Here is a 21539-nt window from a genome sequence, read left to right on the forward strand (position 1 = left end):
TGACGCGGCGGTCGACCGATGCCGCACAGCGACGACCGACCGACGGGACGCGCCGACGACCGCCCCGTCGTCATGGTCGCCCTCTCGAACCCGCGCACCGAGGCGGCGCTCGTCGCGCTCGCCGGCGCCGTGGCCGACAGCCGTGACGCCCGCCTCCTCGCGGTCCACGTCGTCACCGTCCCCGACCAGACCTCGCTGGAGAACGCTGCCGCGAACCGGGAGCGGCTCGACCGGTCCTCCGCAGAGCTGCTCTCGGCGGCCGTCGCCGACGCGGCGCCGTTCGACGCGCCGGTCGAGACGAAGACGATCCTCTCGCACCGCGGGATCGAGGAGGTGTTCGACGCCGCGCGGACGACCGGCGCCGACGCGGTGGTGATGGGCTACGGCGGGGCGCGGTTCGCGGGCGGGCGCGTCGAGGGCTCGCTGGACGAGCTGGCCCGCGACCTCCCCTGCGACTTCCTCGTCTTCGACGGGCGGCGGCTCGACCCCGCCGACGTGCTCGTGCCGACCGCCGGCGGCCCGTCGTCGGACCTCTCCGCCGAGGTCGCGCTCGCGCTCCGGGAGGCGGTCGACGCCGAGGTCTCGCTGTTACACGTCGTCGAGGAGGGCGACGAGGCGGCGGGCCGCGAGTTCCTCGCCGGCTGGGCCGAGGGGCACGGCCTCGGGGACGCCGACCTGCGCGTCGAGACCGGCGACGTGGAGGCGGCGATCGGTCGCGTCGGCGAGGGGTACGACCTCGTGATCGTCGGCGCCACGGAGCGCGGCCTCCTCTCCCGGATCGTCCGCGGATCGCTCGCGCTCGCGGCCGTCGAGGCCCTCGATACGCCGGTGCTGCTCGCGGAGCGCCCCACGCCGCGGTCGCTCCGCGACCGGCTGTTCGGGGGTCGCTGAGCCGAGCGCTCGGTGGGCGATCGGCCCGAGCCGAGCGCGACGAGGCGGTCGTTTCCGGGGTCGCTCGCGCCGCCGCCCCCTTCAGAATATAATGAATATTTATACCCGACCGGCGGGTAACGGGCGGTATGTACGACGACGAGGAGCTCTCCGAGATCCGCCAGGCGAAGGAGTCGTGGGAGGCGGAGACGCTCGACCCCACCCTCGACCGCCACGGGGAGCGGAAGTCGCGGTTCGCGACCGTCTCGAACCGCGAGGTCGACCGCCTGTACACCCCCGAGGACGTCGCCGACCTCGACTACGACGAGGACCTCGGGTTTCCCGGCGAGGAGCCGTACACCCGCGGCGTCTACCCGACGATGTACCGCGGCCGGACGTGGACGATGCGCCAGTTCGCGGGGTTCGGCACCGCCGAGGAGACCAACGAGCGGTTCCGCTACCTGATCGACGAGGGGCAGACCGGCCTCTCGACGGCGTTCGACATGCCCTCGCTGATGGGGATCGACTCCGACGACAAGATGTCGCTCGGCGAGGTCGGCAAGGAGGGCGTCGCGGTCGACACGCTGCGCGACATGGAGGTGCTGTTCGACGGCATCGACCTCGCGGAGGTGTCGACCTCGTTCACGATCAACCCGAGCGCGCCGGTGATCTACGCGATGTACGTCGCGCTCGCCGACCGCCGCGGGATCCCGCGCGAGGAGCTCCGGGGCACCCTCCAGAACGACATGCTCAAGGAGTTCATCGCGCAGAAGGAGTGGGTGATCCCGCCCGAGCCGTCCCTCGATCTGGTGACCGACACCATCGAGTTCGCGGTCGCGGAGACGCCCAAGTTCAAGCCCATCTCCGTGTCGGGGTACCACATCCGCGAGGCGGGGTCGACGGCGGTCCAGGAGCTGGCGTTCACGCTCGCCGACGGGTTCGCCTACGTCGAGGCGTGCCTCGACCGCGGGCTCGACGTCGACGAGTTCGCCCCGCAGCTCTCCTTCTTCTTCAACTCGCACAACTCGCTGTTCGAGGAGGTCGCGAAGTTCCGCGCCGCGCGCCGCATCTACGCGACCGTGATGGACGAGTGGTACGGCGCGGAGGCGGACGCCTCGAAGCAGCTGAAGTTCCACACCCAGACCGCGGGGCAGTCGCTGACGGCCCAGCAGCCGCTCAACAACGTCGCGCGCGTCACGATCCAGGCGCTGGCGGGCGTGCTGGGCGGCACCCAGAGCCTCCACACCAACTCCTTCGACGAGGCGCTCGCGCTCCCCTCCGAGCAGGCGGTGCGCGTCGCGCTCCGGACCCAGCAGATCATCGCCGAGGAGTCCGGCGCGGCCGACATCGTCGACCCGCTCGGCGGCTCCTTCGCGGTCGAGAGCCTCACCGACGAGACGGAAGCCGACGCGATGGCCTACATCGAGGAGATCCGGGAGATGGGCGACGGCTCCGTGCGCGACGGCGTCCTCCGCGGCATCGAACAGGGGTACTTCCACCGCGAGATACAGGAGTCGGCCTACGAGTACCAGGAGCGCGTCGACGAGGGCGAGGAGACGGTCGTCGGCGTCAACGCCTACGAGATCGACGAGGACACCCGCCCGGACCTGCTGAAGGTCGACGAGACGACCCGCGAGCGCCAGCTCGACCGGCTGGAGTCGGTGAAAGACGAGCGCGACGACGACGCGGTCGCGGCCGCGCTCGACGACCTCCGCGACGCGGTCGCGGCCGGCGAGAACGCCATGCCCGAGATCGTCACGGCCGTCAAGGCGTACGCGACGATGGGCGAGATCATGGAGGTGTTCGAGGCGGAACACGGCGCGTACCGCGAGCGGATCGGCGTCGCCTGACTGCGGAACGGGAAAACGAAACCGGACGGGTCGGTCGGCCGCGCGACTCCGCGAACTGCGTTCTACGCCGTCTCGACCGGCCGCGCGGACTCCGCGCACCACGCGTTCCCACGGCGGCCCGCTCGCCGGAGGTCGAGCTCGACGACCGAGCCGGCGTCGAGCGACGACAGCTCGGCCTCCACGTCGGGGTCGTCGTACTCGACGACGTACAGCGTCCCGTTGCGCGGGTATTCACGGAGCGTGATCGCCCCGTGGTCGTTACACGCTCTGACGACCGTGTACTTCCCAGTCCGATTCATCACGCGCGGCGTTTCGGTTTCCAGAAACTTAGTTATGCCATCCGTTCGCCGCGGCGGAGACGAGCGAGGCCGGCGAGCGGACGGAGGGCGACGGTCCGGCGCCGCCGACCGCGAACGGTCCATTTTAATCGACCCATCGCCTCCCTCGGGTATGACGGAGACGGAGGTCCCCGAGGACCACCCGCGGTACGCGTCGCTCGTGACGCGCCACCGGATCGAGGCGGGCGTCGAGAAGGGGATCACCTCGAAGCAGGGGCTGATCGCGCAGGGGCGCGGCGAGGCGTTCGACTACCTCCTCGGCGAGCGCACGCTCCCGAGCGCCGACGCCGCCGCGCGCGCCGCGGCCGCGACGCTCCTGCTCGCCGAGCGCCCCGTGATCTCGGTGAACGGCAACGTCGCCGCCCTCGCGCCCGGCGAGACGGTCGACCTGGCCGCGGCGGTCGACGCCGACCTCGAGGTGAACCTGTTCAACCACACCGACGAGCGGGTCCGGCGGATCGCCGACCACCTGCGCGAGCACGGTGCCGACGAGGTGAAGGGTCTCGCCGGCGACGGCGAGATCCCCGGCCTCGACCACGCGCGGGGCGTCGTCGACGCCGACGGGATCGAGGCGGCCGACGTCGTCGTGGTTCCTCTGGAGGACGGCGACCGCGCCGCCGCGCTCGACGCGATGGGGAAGACGGAGATCGTGATCGACCTCAACCCCGGGAGCCGCTCGCCCCGGACCGCCGACGTGCCGATAATCGACAACCTGATCCGCGCCGTGCCGAACGTCGCGGCGCACGCGCGCGACCTCGCGGACGCGACGCCCGAGGATCTCCGCGGGATCGTCGACGAGTTCGACGCCGCCGCCGCGCTCGACGCGGCGGAGGCGGCGATCCGCGAGGGGTCGTTCGCGGACGCGGACGGATCGTAGCCGCCGGTTGCTCCCGCCGGAAAACAAAAGCCTCCGCCCCCCGTACGGACTCGTATGGAACTCGACGAGACGGACCGGGCGATCCTGCGAATCCTCCAGGAGGACGCGCGGACCCCGTTCTCGGAGGTCGCGCGGCGGATCGACATGTCCAGCGCGACCGTCCACGACCGGGTCAGCCGCCTCGAGGAGGCGGGCGTTATCCGCGGGTACCACGCCGACATCGACCCGAAGGCGGTCGGGTACGGCGTCGGCGCGTTCGTCGGCCTGCGCGTCGAGCAGGGCCGCGAGGAGGACGCGCTCGAACGCCTCCGCGGCATCGACGGCGTCCGCGAGATCCACCTCACCACCGGCGAGTGGGACGTCATCCTCCGGGTCGTCGCGGCCGACACCGACCGGCTCCGGGAGCTGATGTTCGAGCGGATCGCGGAGACCGAGGGGTTCTCGCGCTCGCAGACGATGGTCATCCTCGGCACCGACTACGAGCGGGCCGGGCCGCCGCTGTAAGCCGGCGCGGCGGGGCGCCCCGCGGCGCGACCGCTCGACCGCGTCGCGCGCGACCGGAACCCTCAACTCGGGACCTCCCTGAACGGTGACCATGAGCACAGGCCTCGCGGACGGGTTCGACCCGTCGCCGGAGCGCGCGTGGGCGGCGGTCGTCGGCGGCGTCACGGCGCTGTTGGCGGTCGGATCCGTCGTCTTCCCCCGCGTCGTCTACGACCGGTTCCTCTGGCGCTACTTCTGGGGGCCGGTGGTCGCGGACGGCGAGGGCGCGCAGTGCGCGGTCCGCGACGCCGGCGGCACGGAACTGCTCGACAGCAGCGCGGCGTGCGAGGCGGCGCGGAGCGCCGGCGAGGTCGTCGCGGCGCCGGGGTACACGACCTTCTCGACGGTGAGCTACGTGGTGATCCTGCTGGCGATGCTGATCGGCGTCGTCTTCCTCCTCCGCCGGCTCGACATCGCGACGGAGCTCCGCTTCTTCTACGCGCTGTTCCCGTTCATGCTGTTCGGCGGGGCGATGCGGACGGTCGAGGACGCGGGCGTCGCCGCGACCGCCGCCGGCGTCGACCCGCTGATCGCGTTCCCGGCGAGCGCGGTGCTGATCAGCCCGTTCATCTACTTCACGGTGTTCCTGTTCACGCTCGCGTGCGTGCTGACGGCGTACGGCCTCGAACGCCGGGGCGTCGTCGACGACTACGCGCGGCCGCTGTTCGCGCTGGGGACCGCGGGGCTCGCGCTCGCGGTCGGCTACCTCGCGTACCTGGCGGCCACGACCGGCTACGTCACCTTCTACCCGCAGGTGCTCGTCCCCACGCTCGTCATCGCGACCGCCGCGACCGCGGTCACGTGGGCGCTGGCGACCCGTCGGATCGCGACGATCCGCCAGGGCACCGGCGCCGCGGGGATCGTGATCATCTGGGGACACGCGATCGACGGCGTCGCGAACGTGATCGGGCTCAACTGGATGCCCGCGCTGACTGGCACCGCGAACCTCGTCCCGAAGCACGTCGTCAACGCGCTGATCGTCGACTGGACCGGGCGGCTGCTGCCGGAGTCGATCGTCTCCGTCACCGGCGACGCGTGGCCGTTCCTGCTGGTGAAGCTCGCGGCCGCGACGTTCGTCGTCTGGGTGTTCAACGGCGAGATGTACGAGGAGTCGCCGCGCTACACGCTGCTGCTGCTCATCACTGTGCTGGCCGTGGGGCTCGGCCCCGGCACGCGGGACATGCTGCGCGCGACGTTCGGGGTCTGAGGACCGACCGCCGTGGCCGCGCGTCGCTCTCGCGGGTCGTCGCGGTTCTCACTCGCCCGGTTCGTTGACTGGGGCAGGCCGAGGCGCAGCGTCCGTATCGCACGATAGCGTCGACCGTAGGTGCCCCGAGCGCCGTCTCGGTGAACCGAAGATTTTCACCCCTTCCGACGGCAGTACCGCCCGTGCCCTCCGAAATCGGCGGTCACTCGGCTCGCGTGTACGCCATCCAGATCGGCTTCTGGGCGATCGTGTTCGCCGCGGGGGCGTTCGCCGTCGGATATCAGCGAGCAGTCTCGCTGGCCGCCGCTGTCTTCGGTGCGGCGATCCTGCTCGCCGCGGCCGCCTTGGAACTCACCGAGCGGTAGACGCGATCCGCGTTCGGAACTGCTCGCCGGGAGCGTCCCGTCCGGGTTCCGCCCCCGATCCGCAACGGCATCATATAAGCCGTCGGGGGCGGAACGGACTCGGTAATGCTGGACGGGGTCAACGTCGCGCTCGGCGTCTCGGGGAGCATCGCGGCGGTGAAGGTCGTCGAACTCGCGCACGAACTGCGCCGACAGGGCGCGAGCGTCCGCGCCGTCATGTCCCCGGCGGCGACGGACATCGTCCACCCGTGGGCGGTCGACTTCGCCACCGACGAGCCGGTCGTCACCGAGATCACCGGCGACGTGGAACACGTCGAGCTGTGCGGCCGCGAGGGGTGGGCCGACGTGCTGCTGCTCGCGCCCGCGACCGCCAACACCGCGGGGAAGGTCGCGGCCGCGGTCGACGACACGCCCGTGACGACGTGCGCGACGACCGCCCTGGGCGCCGACGTGCCGGTCGTGATGGCGCCCGCGATGCACGAGCCGATGTACGACCACCCCGGGGTGTTGGACGCCTTGGACCGCCTGGAGTCGTGGGGGGTCCGCTTCGCCGACCCGCGGGTCGAGGAGGGGAAGGCGAAGATCGCGGCCGAGGACGACATCGTCACCGAGGTCGCGCGGGCGACGACGCCGCAGTCGCTCGCCGGGACGCACGTCGTCGTCACCGCCGGTGCGACGAAGGAGCGGATCGACCCGATCCGCATCCTGACGAACCGCGCGTCGGGGAAGACCGGTCGGGCGGTCGCGAGGGCGTGCTACGTCCGCGGCGCCAGGGTGACGCTCGTCCAGGACGGGCCCGAGGTCCCCTACGCCGACGTGGTCGCGGTCGAGACCGCGGACGAGATGATGGCCGCCTGCCGGCGGACGGCGGCGACCGCGGACGCGCTGGTCTCCGCGGCCGCCATCTCCGATTTCACCGCCGACGCGGTCGGCGAGAAGATCCGGTCCGGGTCGCCGCTGTCGCTGGACCTAGAGCCCACGCCGAAGCTCATCGACTCGGTGCGCGAGGCGTACCCGGACCTCCCCATCGTCGGGTTCAAGGCCGAGACGTCGGGCGACGACGCGGCGATGGTCGCGGAGGCCGAGCGCATCCGCGACCGCGTCGGGCTGGCGTTTGTCGTCGCGAACGACGCGAGCGTGATGGGCGACGACGAGACGCGCGTCCTGCTCGTCGGCGAGGCGGGGACCGAGCCCGCGGAGGCGACCGGGTCGAAGGACGCGGTCGCCGGGCGCATCGCCGACCGGCTCGCGGCGACGCTCGACGCGTCGGCGTGAGCGGCGGCCGACCCGGTCGCTCGCTTCGCTCGCGACGCCCTCGCGCGGGCCGCGGGCCGTGCGGACCGTATCGCCCGCCTCCGGCAGGGTCCCCGCGGATACAAACTGTTTTGGGGCGGTAGGGTAACCACACGGATAGAGTAACCCATGTGTAACGAGACGGTCACGCACGGCTCCGTGGGAGGTGTGGTGGGTGGCTGACGGCGGCCCTCCGACCGGCCAGGTCACCGACGGCGACGCGCCGGCGGACGCCGCGGCCACGGCGGCGGACGCGGCGGCGGAGTCGGCGTCGGCCGGCGCGGTCATCGTTCCGGTCGAGCCGAGCTCCACGCTCCGCTCGACGGTCGCTCACGTCGCGGAGGCGGCCGCGGCCGACGGCGCCTCGGCGATCCACTTCGTCGAGATCGCCTCGTGGCGGAACGGCGACCCGGAGAGCGACGAGCGCGCCGCCGCGGCCGAGCGCGTGCTCGAACGGGTCACGTCGTGGGCGACCGCCGACCTCGACGACTCGGAGGCGGAGGCCGCCTCGGAGGTCGAAGTCGTCTCGGCGGTGCTCGGCGCCGACGACTACCTGTTCGGCGCCGACGACTACGTCCGCGTCCTCGCGGAGTACGCCGAGGCCAACGGGGCCGACCGCGTCGTCCTGGACCCCGAGTACACCCCGGTCGGGAACACGACGCTGCTCCAGCCGCTGGAGTTCGCGCTCTCGAACACCCCGCTGTCGGTCGAGACCGCGCCGGTCGACCGGCCGACGCGCCGCGAGCGGTTCCGGACCGAGGCCACAACCGGGCGGTTCGTGGCGCTGTTCGGCCTGTCACTGGCGTTTTACCTCCTCCTCGGGGACCCGACCTACTGGTTCGACCTGGTGACGGGCGTCGCCACCGCCGCGGTCGTCTCGATCACCCTCTCGCGGGTGAGCCTCGACTCGAACCCGGCGATCCCCCGGACGCCGATGCGGATCGTCCGCGGGGTGATCTACGTCCCCGTGCTGCTTTTGGAGATCGTGAAGGCGAACCTCGTCGTTGCCCGGGTCATCCTCGACCCCCGGCTCCCGATCGACCCGACGCTCAACCGGATGCGGGTGATCGTCGGGAGCGGGCTCCCGCTGATGACGCTCGCGAACTCGATCACGCTGACGCCCGGGACGCTGACGGTCCGCGCCCGCGACAGCGACCTCTACGTCCACTCGCTGCTCCCATGGGCCCGCGAGGGGCTGTTCGACGGCTCCCTCGAACGGTGGACCCGGTTCGTCTACTACGGGCGCCGGTCGGCGCGGCTGCCGACCCCGCGCGAGCGCGACGACGTGGCGATCCTCCAGGGCGACGAGGCGACCGAGGAGCTCCCGATCGCCGCCGCGGACGGCGGCGCGGTCGAGGCGACCGACGCGAGCGGCGAGGGCGAGCCGACGCCCGACGCGAGCGACGCCGACGAGGTGACCGACCGATGAGCCTCGTCGACGCGCCGCTCGCGGCCGGCTACACGCTCGGCGACTTCCTGCTCGTCGCGGCCGCCGGCTTCGCCGTCCTCGCGGTCGGGATGCTCTACCGCGCGGTCGTCGGGCCGACGATGCAAGACCGGGTGCTGGCGGTGAACGTCCTCGGGACGAACACCGTCGTCATCCTCGCCATCCTCGGCGCGGCGCTCGGCGAGCCGACGTTCCTCGACATCGCCTTAGTGTACGCGCTGCTCAACTTCCTGATGGCCATCGCCATCTCGAAGTTCACCGTCGAGCGGGGTGGTGTGCTGTGACCGCCGCGACGCTGGAGACGGCCCGCGTCTGGCTGGTCGTGGCCCTCACACTGCTCGGGCTGTTCTTCTCGTTCGTCTCGATGGTGGGCGTGCTCCGGCTGCCGGACGTCTACTCGCGGGCGCACACCGCCTCGCAGGCCGACACGCTGGGCGCGGGCTTCGGGCTCGCGGCCGTCGCGCTCACCGTCGGGCTGGCGGGGGCCGGCTTCAAGTCGGTGCTCCTGCTGTTCTTCATCTTCGTGACGAACCCGACCGCGGCCCACGCCATCGCCCGGGCCGCCTTCGAGGAGGGAATCGTGCCGTGGATCGAGGGGGACGACCGCCGATGACGGGGGCGCTCGCGGCGGCCGGTCCTCTCGGCGCGCCGGTCGTCGCGCAGATCACCGCCGTCGAGGCGAGCCTGTTCGCCTTCGTCGTGTTGACCGCGCTGTTCACCGCGCTGGCGCGCGACGTGCTCGCGGCGGTGATCATCTTCGGCGCGTACAGCCTCGGGATGGCCGCGCTGTACACGTTCTACCGCGCGCCCGACGTGGCGATGACGGAGGCCGCCATCTCCGCCGGCGTCACGACCGTGCTGCTGCTGCTCACGCTCGCGAAGACGACCCGCATCGACCACGAGGCGGCCTTCGAGTCGGTGAACCTGCCCGCGGCCGGCGCGGCCGGCCTGCTGTTCGCCGGCCTGATGCTCACGATGGCCGACATCCCGGCGGTCGGGTCCGCGGACGCGCCGATCTGGTCGAACCCGGACGTGACCCAGTGGTACATCGCGGAGACGTACGCGGAGACGCACGTCGAGAACACGGTGATGGCCGTGCTGGCGGCGTTCCGCGGCTTCGACACGTTCGGCGAGGCTGTCGTCGTGTTCGCGGCCGGGATCGCCGCCCTCATCGTCCTCCACCGGGAGGTGTTCGCATGAGCGGCACAGACGCCGGCCCCGGCGGGGACGCCGAGACCCCTTCCGCCGGCGGGTTCGGTCGCGACCGCCCGCCCCGCGAGGACGGCCGCCTCGACTCGGACAGCCGGCAGGGAACCCCGTACACGGAGAGCCAGGTGATCATGCCGACGGTGAAGATCGTCGCGCCGTTCGCGTTCACCTACGGCCTGTTCGTCACCTTCCACGGCGCCGGATCGCCCGGCGGCGGGTTCCAGGGCGGCGCCATCGTGGCCGCCGTCGTGTTCATGATCGCGTTCGCGTTCGGCATCGAGGCCACCCGGCAGTGGCTCGCGAACACCGTCGTCGTCGCGCTCGCGGTCGGCGGCGCGCTCGTGTTCGCCGGCATCGGGCTGGTCCCGGTCGCGCTCGGCGGCGCGTTCCTCCAGTACGAGCTGCTCCCGATCCCGGACCCGGTCAAGTACGGGATGGAGGGCGTCGAGATCCTCGGGATCGGCACCATCGTCGCCGGCGTCCTCATGGGCCTGTTCTTCGTCCTCGCGAAGGGGTTCAGCGACGCCGGCGGGTTCGCCGACGCGGACGCCTTCGACGACGAGGTCGGCGGCGACGCGGCGGCCGAGGCGTCGCCCGACGCGGAGGGCGCGAGCGCCGGCTCGACCGCCCCGACAGACGACGGGGGGTCGGACCCGAGCGCTCCGGGCCCGGCCGCGACCGACGGGGGTGAGCGGTAGTGTCCGCCCTGCTCGGCGCCGGCGCGGCCGCCTCGACGCTCGCCTCGGCCACCGGCGCGGTCGACGTGCTCGCGACGAGACACGCGTACGTCGCGTTCGCGGTGCTGCTGTGTATCGGACTCTACATGATGATCGCGAACCCGAACCTCGTGAAGAAGATCATCGGTCTCAACCTGTTCCAGACGGCGATATTCCTGCTGTTCATCGCCTCGGCGTACGTCGACGGCGGGTCGATCCCGATCGTCCCGACCGGCGGACCGGAGGGCGGCCTCTACGTCAGCCCGCTCCCGCACGTCCTCGTGCTCACCGCCATCGTCGTGGGCGTGAGCCTCACCGCCGTCGGGCTCGCGCTGTGTATCCGGATCTACGACGAGTACGGGACGCTGCGGACCGACACGCTCCGCGAACTGCTCCGCGACGAGGGGTCGATCCCGTCGCGGCGGTCGGCGGGGAACGCCGGTACCGACGGGTCACCGAGCGCGTCCGACGCGGGGGGTGAGGCGGATGACTGACGTCCTCCTGCCGCTCGCGATCGTCGTCCCCATCGTCGCGGCGACGCTGCCGCTGGCGCTCGGCCTGCGGTACGACCGCGTCGGCTGGCCGATCGCCGCGGTCGGGACGACCGCCGTGGCCGGGATCGCGGCCGCGATCGCCGCGGAAGTGGTCCTTAACGGCCCGTTCGACCACGCGCTCGGCGGCTTCCTCCCGCCGGTCGGGATCGAGCTCGTCGCCGACCGGCTGTCGGTGGCGGTGCTGCTGCTCGTGGCCGCGGTCTCGGTCGCGACGCTCGCGTTCGCGCGGGCCGCCGGTCCCCACGGGAACCCCTTCTACAGCGCCTACCTCCTGCTGGTCGGGGGGCTCGCCGGGATGACGCTCACCGGGGACCTGTTCAACCTGTTCGTGTTCCTGGAGATCACCGGGCTGACGACGTACGCGCTCATCGCCTCCGACCGCACCGGGGCGAGCGCGTACGCCTCGCTGAAGTACCTCGTCGTCGGCACCGTCGGCGCCTCGCTGTACCTGCTCGGCGTCGGCTACGTCTTCCTCGCGACGGGGACGCTCAACATGCTCGACGTCCAGGCGCAGATCGTCGCGCAGGCCGGCTACGGCGACCCGCTGGTCCGCGCGAGCTACGCGTTCATCGTCACGGGGCTGGCGCTGAAGATCGCCATCTTCCCGGTCCACTCCTGGCAGCCGGACGCCTACCAGCGGGCGCCGGACTCGGTCACGACGATCGTCGCCGCGCTGGTCTCGACGACGAGCGCGTACGCGCTCATCCGCGTGACCTACACCGTATTCACGGTCGACTTCCTCGCGGCCAACCGGGGGATCGCGACCGCGCTGCTCGTCGTCTCGACGGTCTCGATCGTCGCGGGCTCCGCGCTCGCCGCGATGCAGTCGAACCTCAAGCGGATGTTCGCGTACTCCTCGGTCGCGCAGTTTGGCATGATCGGCGCAGCGGTCGCGCTCGCGAACGAGACGGCGCTGCTCGGCGGGATCGTCCACCTGATCGGCCACGCAATCCTGAAGTTCGGCCTGTTCCTCGGGATCGGGCTGCTCGCGCTCGGCTACGGCACCCGGCGGATCGAGGACCTCGCGAGCGCCGCCCGCGCCGCCCCGTACACGTCGGGCGCGCTCGCGGTCCTCGGGCTCGCCTTGGTCGGCATCCCGCCGTCGATCGGCTTCCTCGGCAAGTGGTACATCGGCGTGGGCGCGGTCGACGCCGGCCTCGCCGGCGGCGGCGCGGTCGGGATCGCGGTCGCGGCGGCGATATTCGTCAGCACGCTGTTCACGCTGTCGTACGTCGCGCGGCTGCTCGAACGGTTCTACTTCGCCGGCGCCGGCCTCCCGGGCGACCACGGCGAGGTGCCCGGTGACGGCGCGGCCGCCGACGGTGGCCGCGCGGGCGACTCCGCCGCGACCGACGGCGGCGAGGAGGCCGTCGCGAAGACCGCCGACGGCCTCCCGGCGCCCGTCGAGGGCGCGCCGCGGTCGTCGCTCGTCCCCGATCGGGTGCCGACGGCGCCGCTGCTCGCGCTCGCGCTGGCGGTGGTGGCGGCGGTCGGCCTCGGCTTCGGCGGCTTCTCGCTCGCGGAGTGGTTCGGCCCGTTCATCACGGAGGTGTTCGCATGACTGACGTTGTACTCTCAGACCCACGACCCCTGCTGGCGGTTCTCGTCTCGTTCGTCGCGGCGTTCCTCATCGTCGCGTCGCACCGCTCGCCGAACGTCCGCGAGGGCTGGACGCTCGTCGCGTCGCTCGCGAAGTTCGGCATCGTCGCGTCGATGCTGCCGGCGGTCCTCGACGGTCGGACCTTCGAGTGGTCGGCCGGCGCGTTCCTGCCCGGCGTCGGCGCGCCGATCGAGTTCGCCCTCCGCGCGGACGCGCTCGGCATGCTGTTCGCGTTCCTCGCCAGCGGGCTGTGGATAATCACCTCCTTCTACAGCATCGGCTACATGCGCGGGCTCGACGAGCCGAACCAGACCCGGTACTTCGCGGCGTTCGCGGTGTCGCTCGCCGCGACGATGGGCATCGCGTTCGCGGGCAACCTCGTGACGATATTCGTCTTCTACGAGCTGCTGTCGATCGCGACGTACCCGCTCGTCGCGCACGACGAGACGGCCGAGGCGCGCTCGGCCGGCCGCAAGTACCTCGCGTACACAATGTTCGGCGGCGGCGTGCTCGTCCTCGCCGGCACCGCGCTCGTCTACCTGCTCGCGGGCAGCGTCGACTTCACCGCGGGCGGCATCGCGGAGCTCGCGAACGCCGACCCCGGGCTGGCGATGCTCGCCTTCTTCCTGCTCGCGATCGGGTTCGGCGTGAAGGCCGGGATCATGCCGCTCCACCAGTGGCTCCCCGAGGCGATGGTGGCGCCGACGCCCGTCTCCGGGCTCCTCCACGCGGTCGCCGTCGTCAAGTCCGGCGCGTTCGGCGTCTCGCGCGTCGTCCTCGACGTGTTCGGCCCGGAGCTCGTCTTCGACCTGTCGCTGCCGCTCGGCTTCACGGCCGGGCTCGTGCTCTCGACTATCGGCGCGATCACGCTCACGGCGGCCTCGCTCATCGCCCTCCGAAAGGACCACCTGAAGCGCCGGCTCGCCTACTCGACTATCAGCCAGCTGAGCTACATCATCCTCGGGCTCGGCCTCTTCGGGTGGTACGGGCTCGTGGGCGCGCTCCTCCACATCCCGGCGCACGCGTTCATGAAGCTCACCCTGTTCTTCTGTGCGGGCAACATCCACGTGTCGACGCACACAGACTACATCTCGCAGATGGCGGGGATCGGCAAGCGGATGCCCCTGACGATGGGGGCGTTCACGGTGGCCTCGCTCGGGATGGCGGGGATCCCGCTGCTCGCCGGCTTCGTCAGCAAGTACTACATGCTCATCGGCGGGGTGCGGATGGGGATGAACTTCACCCCGGTCGCGTACTACCTCGCCGGCGCGCTGCTGCTCTCCGGCGTGCTCAACATCGCGTACTTCTGGCCCGTGATCTACACCGCCTTCTTCGAGGCGGAGGACGCCCACGACGCGAAGCCCCTCGTGGACTTCCCGCTCGGCGGCGAGTCGCGGTCGATCGTCGCGGCGACGGACGGCGGCCGCGGCGAGGACAACGCGGCGACGGACGGCGGCCGCGCGGGTGACGACGCGGACGAGGGAAGCGACGGGGCGAACGAGGAGGACGACGACGCGGAGCCCGCCGGCGATGTCGACGACATCGTCGCGGAGGCGGACGACTCGGACGGGCCTTCCTCCGAGCCCGACGGCGTCGACGAGTCCGAGGTCCCCGACGCCGACCTCGACGACCTCCCGACCGACGAGGAGGGGGTCGTCCGGCCGGACTTCGCGGCGACCGAGCGCGACTTCTCGGAGCCGGCCGAGCGCGTCGACACCGGCGACTACGCGGTCGACCAGCGGCCGTCCGACGCCGACGTGCCGTTCGGTCCCGGCCGCGGTGAGGCGAGCGTCCCCGAGGACACCGGCGGCGCGGACGCCGGTGACGCGGATCGCGGTCCCGACGACCCGCACGGCGACCACGACGACGAGCCGCACGGCGGGCACGACGCCGACACGCACGACGACGGCCATCACGGCGGGCCGCCGCCGGGCGGCTGGGAGCACATTGCCGGCCTCGACGCGCTCCGCGGACGCGAGTCGACTTGGTTCACGCTCGGGCCGATCCTCGCCGCGATGACGCTCGCGGTGCTGCTCGGCGTGATCCCCTACGAGATGGGCTTCCTGGAGCTGATCGAGCTCATCGTCGACGCGCGGCTCCCCGAGGGGGTGGTCCGCCCGTGACCGCGCCCGTCGGCCTCCTGACCTCGATTCCGCCGTACGTCCTCGTCGCGTTCGCGGCGCTCGCGGTGCTGGCGCTGCCGCGGCGGGCGGGGCACGCGGTCGCGGCGCTGGCGACGGCGTTCACCTTCGTCCAGGCGGTGCTGCTGGGTGACGGCGGCACCGGCGCGCACCTCGCGACGCAGTTCCTCGGCTTCGAGGTCGTGTTCTTCAACGTCGACCAGTTCTCGCTGCTGATGGGCGTGGTCGTCGGCTTCCTCGCGACCGCCGCGGTGCTGTACGCCTACGGCAGCGAGGCGCCGACGTGGCTGTCCGCGTTCGCGCTGCTGTACGTCGCCACCACCCTCGGGACCATCTACGCCGGCGACTGGCTCACGCTGGTCTTCTTCTGGGAGCTGACGGCGGTCACCTCGACGCTGCTCGTCTGGCAGCACGGCGGGGCGGCCGTGCGGGCCGGCTACCGCTACGCGCTGTTCCACGGGACCGGCGGGACGATCCTGCTCGCGGCGGTGGTCGTCCACTTCGCGAACGCCGGGACGTTCCTGTTCTCGGAGACGGCCGGGATCGACCCGGCCGCGACGGTGCTCGCCGCGATCGGTATCGGGATCAACTGCGGGTTCATCTTCCTGCACAGCTGGCTCCCCGACACCTACCCGCGCCCGCACGTCGCGGCGTCGGTGTTCCTCTCGGTGTTCACGACGAAGACCGCCGCCTACGTGATGTACCGCGCGTTCCCCGAGGGCGGCATGTGGCTCGCGTACCTCGGCGGGTTCATGGCCGTCTACGGCGCGTTCTTCGCGCTGCTCCAGTACGACCCGCGCCGCCTGCTGTCGTACCACATCCAGGCACAGCTCGGCTACATGCTCGCCGGCTTCGGCCTCGCCACGGCGGTCGGCGAGTTCGCGGTCGTCGGCGGCTTCGCGCACCTGTTCAACAACGTCCTCTACAAGAGCCTCCTGTTCATGGCGGTCGGCGTCGTGGTGTACCGGACGGGGGTCGAGGACATCCGCGAGATGGGCGGGCTCTGGCGGGTGATGCCCGTCACTTTCGTCGTCTACCTCGTCGGCGCGGCCTCGATTACCGCGGTGCCGGGGTTCAACGGCTTCATCTCGAAGGGGATGGTGCTCGACTCCGCCCACGAGGTACACAACTACGTCCTCCTGCTTGACAGCGGGCTGCTCTGGTGGCTGCTCGTCCTCGGCGGCGTGGGGACGTTCATGTCGTTCATCAAGCTAGGCTACTACGTGTTCTTCCACGGCTCGGCGACGCTGACGCCCGACGACGCCACCGCGTTCCAGACGGTCGGCATGGTGCTCGCCGCCGGGGCGTGCGTCTTCTTCGGCGTCTTCTACACCCAGCTGATCGAGGTGATGCCGTTCACCGACCTCATCCTCAGCGACGAGGTGTACTTCAAGCCGTACAGTCGGAGCCACCTGACCGAGAGCGCGGCGCTGCTCGTCGCCGGGTTCGTCGGGTTCTTCGCGCTGAAGCGCCCGCTGGGCTGGCTCGCCCACCGGATGCCGGACGTCGACCGCGTGCTGTTCCCGGCGGCGTTCTACCTCGGGCGCGGCTCGGTGTGGGGCGTCACCGAGCTGTGGGCCGCCGTCGACCGCGCGACGATGGCGCTCGCGGGCGCGACGATGCGGACCGCGACCCGCCCGCGAGAGGTGCTCGCGCGGGCCGGGATCGACACCGAGATCCGGGCCGGCATCGGTCGCAGCGTGCTGTTCCTGACGCTCGCGGCCGGCGTCGCGCTGTTCGCCTTCATGCTGGCCTGAGCCGGGATCGCTACCGCTCACGCGGTCCCGTCGTCGAGCCGGCGCGCCCGTTCGCTGAGCGTGAGGAACGCGACCGCGCCGAAGAACACGATCACGAACCCGAAGACTGCGGCGTCGCCGTCGGCGTAGTGGCCGAACAGGACGGGGGTGACGCTCAGACCGAAGAGGCCGAGGGCGTACCCCGCCCTGTCAGCCCGGTCCTCGAACCGGGGCGTCGCCGCGAGCAGCGACACGTCGAACGCGAGGTAGAAGTAGGCAGCGCCGGCGTAGACGGCCCCGGTGCCGAGGGCGGTCGGGAGGGACGGGACGAGCTGGTAGAGGCCGAGGGCGGCGAGGAGGCCGACGCCGGCCGCGAGCGGGAGGGCTCGGTTCACGGACGCCCGATCCGAGAGCGCAGTGATAAAAGCCGCGAGCGACCGGCGCTCAGTACTCCTCGTACGCGAGGTTCATCATCCACTGCGAGAAGGCGTCGGCCTGCGCGTCGACCTCCTCCTCGCCGATGAACGGCGAGAGCATGTCGTCGGCCATCAGCAGCGAGAAGTCGAGGTCGCGCGGCGCGGGCTCCAAGTAGTAGGTGTTGTGACCGTCATAGACGGTGTCTTCCCGCTGGATGACCCCCGCCTCCTCTAAGGACTCGGCGATGCGGCTCCCCTTCCGCGAGGAGACGTCGAGCTCCTTCCAGAAGTCGCTCTGGTGGATGCCGCCGGTCTCGCGGATGAGTTCGAGGCCGGCGCGCTCGTCCGCCGACAGGTCGGACTCGATTTCGGACGCGCTCATACTCTCTCACGCCCCCCGAATCGCTTAAAACTGGCTTTCCGGTCGTCCGTGCCGCGCGGGCGACCCCTCGCGGATCGACCGCGTTGCGGACCCGTCCTCCCCGGTCAGCCGTCGCCGACCGCGAAGTCGGCCGGGAGCGACACCGGTTCCGCGGGCGTCTCGCACGGCGGTCCGTCGGCGTAGGCCATCTCGGGAGCGTCGCCGGTCCGGATCCGGGTGAACGACCGCGTGCCGAACGAGTCTCCGTGGAGGCAGGCGCCGTACTCGTGGTCGGCGAGGACGCCGCTCGCGCGGTCGAGCCACGACGCGCCCGCCTCGCCCGGCTCCGGGACCAGGGCGGCCGCGATCCGTCTCGCGCTGTCGGCGCGCTCCTCGCCGAACGCCCGCCGCCGCTCGGGGACCGCGAACCGCTCCGCGCCGTTGACCACGCCGCCGACGTTGCCGACGACGTGGACGCCCGGATCGAGCCTGGTCGCGGCCAGGCCGCCGTCGTACGCCAGCAGGAACGCCGCCCGCTCGTCCGCGAGGACGAGGTTGAAGCCGTCGTAGTCGCGCTCGTCGAGCTCGCGCTCGACCGCTCGCACCGCCGCCTCGGCGGAGGGGGCCGTCAGGCAGTCGCGGACGAGCAGCCCGCGCGAGCGGTCGCCCTCGCGGTCGGCGTCGAGCCACCGGTTCGTGACCGCGACGACGAGGCCGCCCTCGGAGACGCCGATCCACGTCCCGCCGGCCTCCGCGTCGCGCGGAGCGACGTACCGGACGCGCCCGCCGGCGTCGCCGTCCGTTCCGCGGCCGCCGTCGCCCGCCCGGCCGCCGTCACCGCTCGTTGCGCCGCGAACCGCGGGGGGCTCGCTCGGGCGGTCGAGCGCCTCGTCGCGAGTGGCGGCGAGCGCGACGGGGGCGTCGCCGAACGTCCGCCACGCGAGAGTCAGGGTACACACGGCGATCCGTACGCCGGACCGACTGAAAACTCCCCCGGGGAATCCGGAGCACGTGTTTACTCACAACAAAAGAAATCTTTTGGTGGCTGACCGCCTGGGTCGTGACATGAACGCGATAGCCGTCTACGAGGGAGCCGACGAGCCGGTCGTGACAGAGAAGCCGCGACCGGAGCCCGCGCCCGGCGAGGCGCTCGTTCGGACCCTGCGGGTCGGCGTCGACGGGACGGACCACGAGGTCATCGCCGGCGGGCACGGCGGGGCGCCCGCGGGCGAGGACCACCTCGTGTTGGGCCACGAGGCCGTCGGCGTGGTCGAGGACCCCAACGACACGCCGTTCGAGGTCGGGGACGTGGTCGTCCCGACGGTCCGCCGCCCGCCGAACGGCGCCAACGAGTACTTCGCGCGCGGCGAGCCGGACATGGCGCCGAAGGGGGAGTACCACGAGCGCGGCATCGTCGGCGCGCACGGGTTCATGGCCGAGTACTTCACCAGTCCCGCGGAGTTCTTAGTCGAGATCCCGCCCGCGCTCGCCGAGTGGGGGTTCCTCGTCGAGCCGGTCTCGATCGCGGAGAAGGCGATCGACCACGCGTACGCCAGCCGGTCGACGTTCCGCTGGGAGCCCGAGTCGGCGCTCGTGCTGGGCAACGGGTCGCTCGGCCTCCTGACCGTCGCGACCCTCGACGAGGAGTTCGAGCGGATCTACTGTCTCGGGCGGCGCGAGCGCCCGGACCCGACGATCGACATCATCGAGTCGCTGGGCGCGACGTACGTGAACTCCAACGAGACGCCGATCCCCGAGGTGCCCGGCGCGTACGAGCCCATGGACCTCGTCTTCGAGGCGACGGGGTACGCCCCGCACGCGTTCGAGACCATCGAGGCGCTCGCGCCCAACGGCGTCGGCGCGCTGCTCGGCGTGCCCGGCGACTGGGAGTTCGAGATCGACGGCGGGCGGCTTCACCGGGAGTTCGTCCTCCACAACAAGGCGCTCGTCGGCAGCGTCAACTCCGGGTACGGCCACTTCGAGTCCGCCGTCGAGTCGCTCTCGGGCCTCTCGGACGAGTTCTTGCGCGATCTCGTGACCGGCGTCCACGGGCTCGACGACTTCGAGGCCGCGTTCGCGGATGACGACACGACTATTAAAACGGCGGTCGAATTCGCCGCGTATGAAGAACGTTGACGACCTGATAGACAGCGCGGCCGAGCTCGCGGAGCGGGGGCTCTCGAAGGGCGAGATCGCTGACGAGCTGAACGTCTCCCGCGAGACGGCGAGCTGGCTCGTCGAGCGCGGCGGCGGCGCCGAGAGCGCGGAAGCGGCCGACGCGACCGCCTCCGCCGACATCCACGTCGACTGGTCGGCGCTCGGGCGCGACTCGACCCGCCTCGGCTACGCGGCGAGCGCGATGGCGGACCTCCTCGTCAAGCAGGGCGAGGAGGTCGACCTGACGGTCGGCATCGAGAAGGCCGGCGCGCCGCTCGCCACCGCGGTCGCGGACCGGCTCGACACCGACCTCGGCACGTACGCCCCCGCGAAACACCAGTGGGAGGAGGGGGACATCGACGAGCACGGCGGCGGCTTCTCGCGCAACTTCGCCGCGATCCGGAACCGCGACTGCTACGTCGTCGACGACATCATCACCTCGGGGACGACGATGCGGGAGTCGATCGACGCGATCCGCGAGCAGGGCGGCGAGCCCGTCGCGTGCGTCGTCTTGGTCGACAAGATGGGGTACGACGAGATAGACGGCGTCCCCGTCTACTCGCTCGTCGACGTGGTCCGCGTCGACCGCGACGAGTAGGCCTGCGATCCGCGCGCGGACGACCCGTACGCGGACCACCCCGTGCGGAACCCATTTGCCTCGCCGACGCGTACGGATGGCCATGACGTTCAGCCCCGAAACGGACGCCGACCCGGAAGCGATCGAGGAGCGCGTCGAGGCGACAATCGCCGACAACGACGTGGTGCTTTTCATGAAGGGGAACCGCCTGATGCCGCAGTGCGGCTACTCGCAGCGCGCCGTCGAACTGATCTCCCAGCACGTCGAGGAGTTCGAGACCGTCGACGTGCTGCCCGCGCTGCCGCAGTACCGCGAGGCGCTCGAGTCCCACAGCGGCTGGGAGACGATCCCGCAGACGTTCGTCGACGGCGAGTTCGTCGGCGGGAGCGACGTGCTCGCCGAGCTGGAGGAGCGCGGCGAGCTCGCCGCGGAGCTTGGCGCCGAGTGAGCCGGATTCCGCGCGGAGTTTGATTCGGTCTCGCGGCGATACCGGTGAGCCTGTCGCGGTGACCGCGCCCGCTCGCCGCGCCGATCCTCACATCTCGAAGGGCAGTCCATATAAACCCACGGTGCCTACATAGGGCAGGTGCAGCCGTTGCCGCTGCCGCCGTGACCACCGGTTCGACCCCACCGCATCCCACAAACAATGACAGGCCGCGTGTTCCGACTTCATTCGACGCTCGAACTGCCCCTCGAAGACGTAGAGACGTACTTCGACGAAGACCCCGATCTGCCGGAGGAGATCGACGACATCGACATCACGCGTCGAAACAACACACTCATCATCAAGGCCCTGTCCGACGACGAGTCGATCAGCAAGTACACCCCCACGGCGCAGCTGAAGGCGTCGGTCACGGAGACCCGCGTCTGGGAGGAGGAGCCGCCCCGCGCCGGCGGCCCGCAGTGGATGGACGACGAGGAGGAGGAGATCCCCTCCGAGCTCGTCGAGTTCGCCTGCTTCAAGGGCGACCGCGAGACCGTCCTCCAGAACTCCGCGCTCCAGTACCCCATGTTCCTCGTGCTCCGCAAGATCGCGACCCTCTCCGAGAAGGGGACGCTGACCGCGATCACCGAGGAGGACGGCGACCTGGAGGCGACGCGGATCGTCGAGGGCGAGCCGCGCCCCGCCAGCATCGAGGTCGTCGAGAGCCCGCAAGGCGCCGGCGAGGGCGACGGCGGCGTCAACTGGCGCGACAACGAGTTCATCTCGGACTGACGCGGCGCGCCCGTCGCGCGCGACACGCGAAACGCGGCCCCGCTACGGCCCGACCGCCGACCCTTT

24 protein-coding genes are annotated in these 21539 nt (G+C 71.5%); 20 read left to right on the top strand and 4 right to left on the bottom strand.

All coding sequences use genetic code 11. The annotated features are described in order from the left end of the window. The first annotated feature begins 18 nt into the window (after positions 1-18). Positions 19-891, top strand: coding sequence for a universal stress protein (locus tag DVK05_RS03440; RefSeq protein WP_233559308.1), 873 nt, complete (start codon positions 19-21; stop codon positions 889-891). A gap of 128 nt (positions 892-1019) precedes the next feature. Then, positions 1020-2720: a methylmalonyl-CoA mutase gene (locus tag DVK05_RS03445; protein WP_121562009.1), complete on the top strand. Its 1701-nt coding sequence runs from the start codon at positions 1020-1022 to the stop codon at positions 2718-2720. Between the two features lie 62 nt (positions 2721-2782). Here DVK05_RS03445 and DVK05_RS03450 read toward each other — a convergent pair whose 3' ends face one another. Next, on the bottom strand, positions 2783-3019 hold the full coding sequence (locus DVK05_RS03450; protein WP_053772270.1) for a hypothetical protein: 237 nt from the start codon (positions 3017-3019) through the stop codon (positions 2783-2785). 151 nt (positions 3020-3170) lie between these two features. Here DVK05_RS03450 and DVK05_RS03455 point away from each other — a divergent pair, with 151 nt between their 5' ends. From DVK05_RS03455 to DVK05_RS03520, 14 genes are all read left to right on the top strand, one after another. After that, positions 3171-3935, top strand: coding sequence for a 4-phosphopantoate--beta-alanine ligase (locus DVK05_RS03455; RefSeq protein ID WP_121562010.1), 765 nt, complete (start codon positions 3171-3173; stop codon positions 3933-3935). Between the two features lie 54 nt (positions 3936-3989). After that, entirely contained in the window at positions 3990-4439 is a 450-nt protein-coding gene (locus tag DVK05_RS03460) for an Lrp/AsnC family transcriptional regulator (protein WP_053772268.1), read from the top strand. Between the two features lie 91 nt (positions 4440-4530). Then, on the top strand, positions 4531-5685 hold the full coding sequence (locus DVK05_RS03465) for a DUF63 family protein (protein ID WP_121562011.1): 1155 nt from the start codon (positions 4531-4533) through the stop codon (positions 5683-5685). 182 nt (positions 5686-5867) lie between these two features. Continuing rightward, positions 5868-6050, top strand: coding sequence for a hypothetical protein (locus tag DVK05_RS03470; protein WP_121562012.1), 183 nt, complete (start codon positions 5868-5870; stop codon positions 6048-6050). Between the two features lie 105 nt (positions 6051-6155). Beyond that, the gene (gene coaBC / locus DVK05_RS03475; protein WP_121562013.1) at positions 6156-7325 is read left to right on the top strand and encodes a bifunctional phosphopantothenoylcysteine decarboxylase/phosphopantothenate--cysteine ligase CoaBC; all 1170 of its coding nucleotides are present in this window, start codon (positions 6156-6158) and stop codon (positions 7323-7325) included. 193 nt (positions 7326-7518) lie between these two features. After that, positions 7519-8772, top strand: coding sequence for a monovalent cation/H+ antiporter subunit E (locus tag DVK05_RS03480; protein ID WP_121562014.1), 1254 nt, complete (start codon positions 7519-7521; stop codon positions 8770-8772). Beyond that, a complete protein-coding gene (locus DVK05_RS03485) occupies positions 8769-9074 on the top strand; it encodes a cation:proton antiporter (RefSeq protein WP_053772262.1) in 306 nt (101 codons plus the stop codon). The genes DVK05_RS03480 and DVK05_RS03485 overlap by 4 nt, the downstream gene beginning before the upstream one ends. Then, positions 9071-9403 (top strand): monovalent cation/H(+) antiporter subunit G, encoded by a 333-nt coding sequence (gene mnhG / locus DVK05_RS03490; protein WP_121562015.1) that lies wholly within the window; start codon positions 9071-9073, stop codon positions 9401-9403. Before DVK05_RS03485 ends, mnhG begins: the two co-directional genes overlap by 4 nt. Further along, positions 9400-9990 carry a DUF4040 domain-containing protein gene (locus DVK05_RS03495; protein ID WP_121562016.1) on the top strand — a complete coding sequence of 197 codons (591 nt, stop codon included), beginning with the start codon at positions 9400-9402 and terminating at the stop codon, positions 9988-9990. Before mnhG ends, DVK05_RS03495 begins: the two co-directional genes overlap by 4 nt. Next, a complete protein-coding gene (locus DVK05_RS03500; RefSeq protein WP_121562017.1) occupies positions 9987-10697 on the top strand; it encodes an MnhB domain-containing protein in 711 nt (236 codons plus the stop codon). The genes DVK05_RS03495 and DVK05_RS03500 overlap by 4 nt, the downstream gene beginning before the upstream one ends. After that, positions 10697-11209 (top strand): cation:proton antiporter subunit C, encoded by a 513-nt coding sequence (locus tag DVK05_RS03505; RefSeq protein ID WP_121562018.1) that lies wholly within the window; start codon positions 10697-10699, stop codon positions 11207-11209. Before DVK05_RS03500 ends, DVK05_RS03505 begins: the two co-directional genes overlap by 1 nt. Continuing rightward, a complete protein-coding gene (locus tag DVK05_RS03510; protein ID WP_121562019.1) occupies positions 11202-12830 on the top strand; it encodes a proton-conducting transporter membrane subunit in 1629 nt (542 codons plus the stop codon). The genes DVK05_RS03505 and DVK05_RS03510 overlap by 8 nt, the downstream gene beginning before the upstream one ends. Further along, positions 12827-14992 (top strand): proton-conducting transporter membrane subunit, encoded by a 2166-nt coding sequence (locus tag DVK05_RS03515; RefSeq protein WP_121562020.1) that lies wholly within the window; start codon positions 12827-12829, stop codon positions 14990-14992. The genes DVK05_RS03510 and DVK05_RS03515 overlap by 4 nt, the downstream gene beginning before the upstream one ends. Further along, the gene (locus tag DVK05_RS03520; RefSeq protein ID WP_121562021.1) at positions 14989-16767 is read left to right on the top strand and encodes a Na(+)/H(+) antiporter subunit D; all 1779 of its coding nucleotides are present in this window, start codon (positions 14989-14991) and stop codon (positions 16765-16767) included. The genes DVK05_RS03515 and DVK05_RS03520 overlap by 4 nt, the downstream gene beginning before the upstream one ends. 17 nt (positions 16768-16784) lie before the next feature. Here the strand turns inward: DVK05_RS03520 and DVK05_RS03525 are convergent, their stop codons facing one another. The 3 genes from DVK05_RS03525 to DVK05_RS03535 all read right to left on the bottom strand — a co-directional run bounded on the left by DVK05_RS03525 (position 16785) and on the right by DVK05_RS03535 (position 18482). Continuing rightward, positions 16785-17141, bottom strand: coding sequence for a hypothetical protein (locus DVK05_RS03525; RefSeq protein ID WP_121562022.1), 357 nt, complete (start codon positions 17139-17141; stop codon positions 16785-16787). Between the two features lie 49 nt (positions 17142-17190). After that, complete coding sequence (locus tag DVK05_RS03530; RefSeq protein WP_004598213.1) at positions 17191-17544, bottom strand: hypothetical protein; 354 nt, start codon at positions 17542-17544, stop codon at positions 17191-17193. A gap of 104 nt (positions 17545-17648) precedes the next feature. Further along, positions 17649-18482 carry an NRDE family protein gene (locus DVK05_RS03535; protein WP_121562023.1) on the bottom strand — a complete coding sequence of 278 codons (834 nt, stop codon included), beginning with the start codon at positions 18480-18482 and terminating at the stop codon, positions 17649-17651. 106 nt (positions 18483-18588) lie between these two features. On the opposite strand from DVK05_RS03535, the gene DVK05_RS03540 reads away from it, so the two are divergent. From DVK05_RS03540 to DVK05_RS03555, 4 genes are all read left to right on the top strand, one after another. After that, positions 18589-19659, top strand: coding sequence for a glucose 1-dehydrogenase (locus tag DVK05_RS03540; RefSeq protein ID WP_121562024.1), 1071 nt, complete (start codon positions 18589-18591; stop codon positions 19657-19659). Next, positions 19646-20278, top strand: a complete 633-nt coding sequence (gene gfcR, locus DVK05_RS03545; protein WP_121562025.1) for a transcriptional regulator GfcR — start codon at positions 19646-19648, stop codon at positions 20276-20278. Before DVK05_RS03540 ends, gfcR begins: the two co-directional genes overlap by 14 nt. A gap of 82 nt (positions 20279-20360) precedes the next feature. Then, entirely contained in the window at positions 20361-20705 is a 345-nt protein-coding gene (locus tag DVK05_RS03550; protein ID WP_121562026.1) for a glutaredoxin, read from the top strand. Positions 20706-20903: 198 nt separating this feature from the next. Continuing rightward, positions 20904-21473 (top strand): hypothetical protein, encoded by a 570-nt coding sequence (locus DVK05_RS03555; RefSeq protein WP_121562027.1) that lies wholly within the window; start codon positions 20904-20906, stop codon positions 21471-21473. The last annotated feature ends 66 nt before the right edge of the window (positions 21474-21539 follow it).

It is taken from the genome of Halorubrum sp. Atlit-8R, assembly GCF_003666025.1.
Taxonomy (GTDB): Archaea; Halobacteriota; Halobacteria; order Halobacteriales; family Haloferacaceae; genus Halorubrum; species Halorubrum salinarum.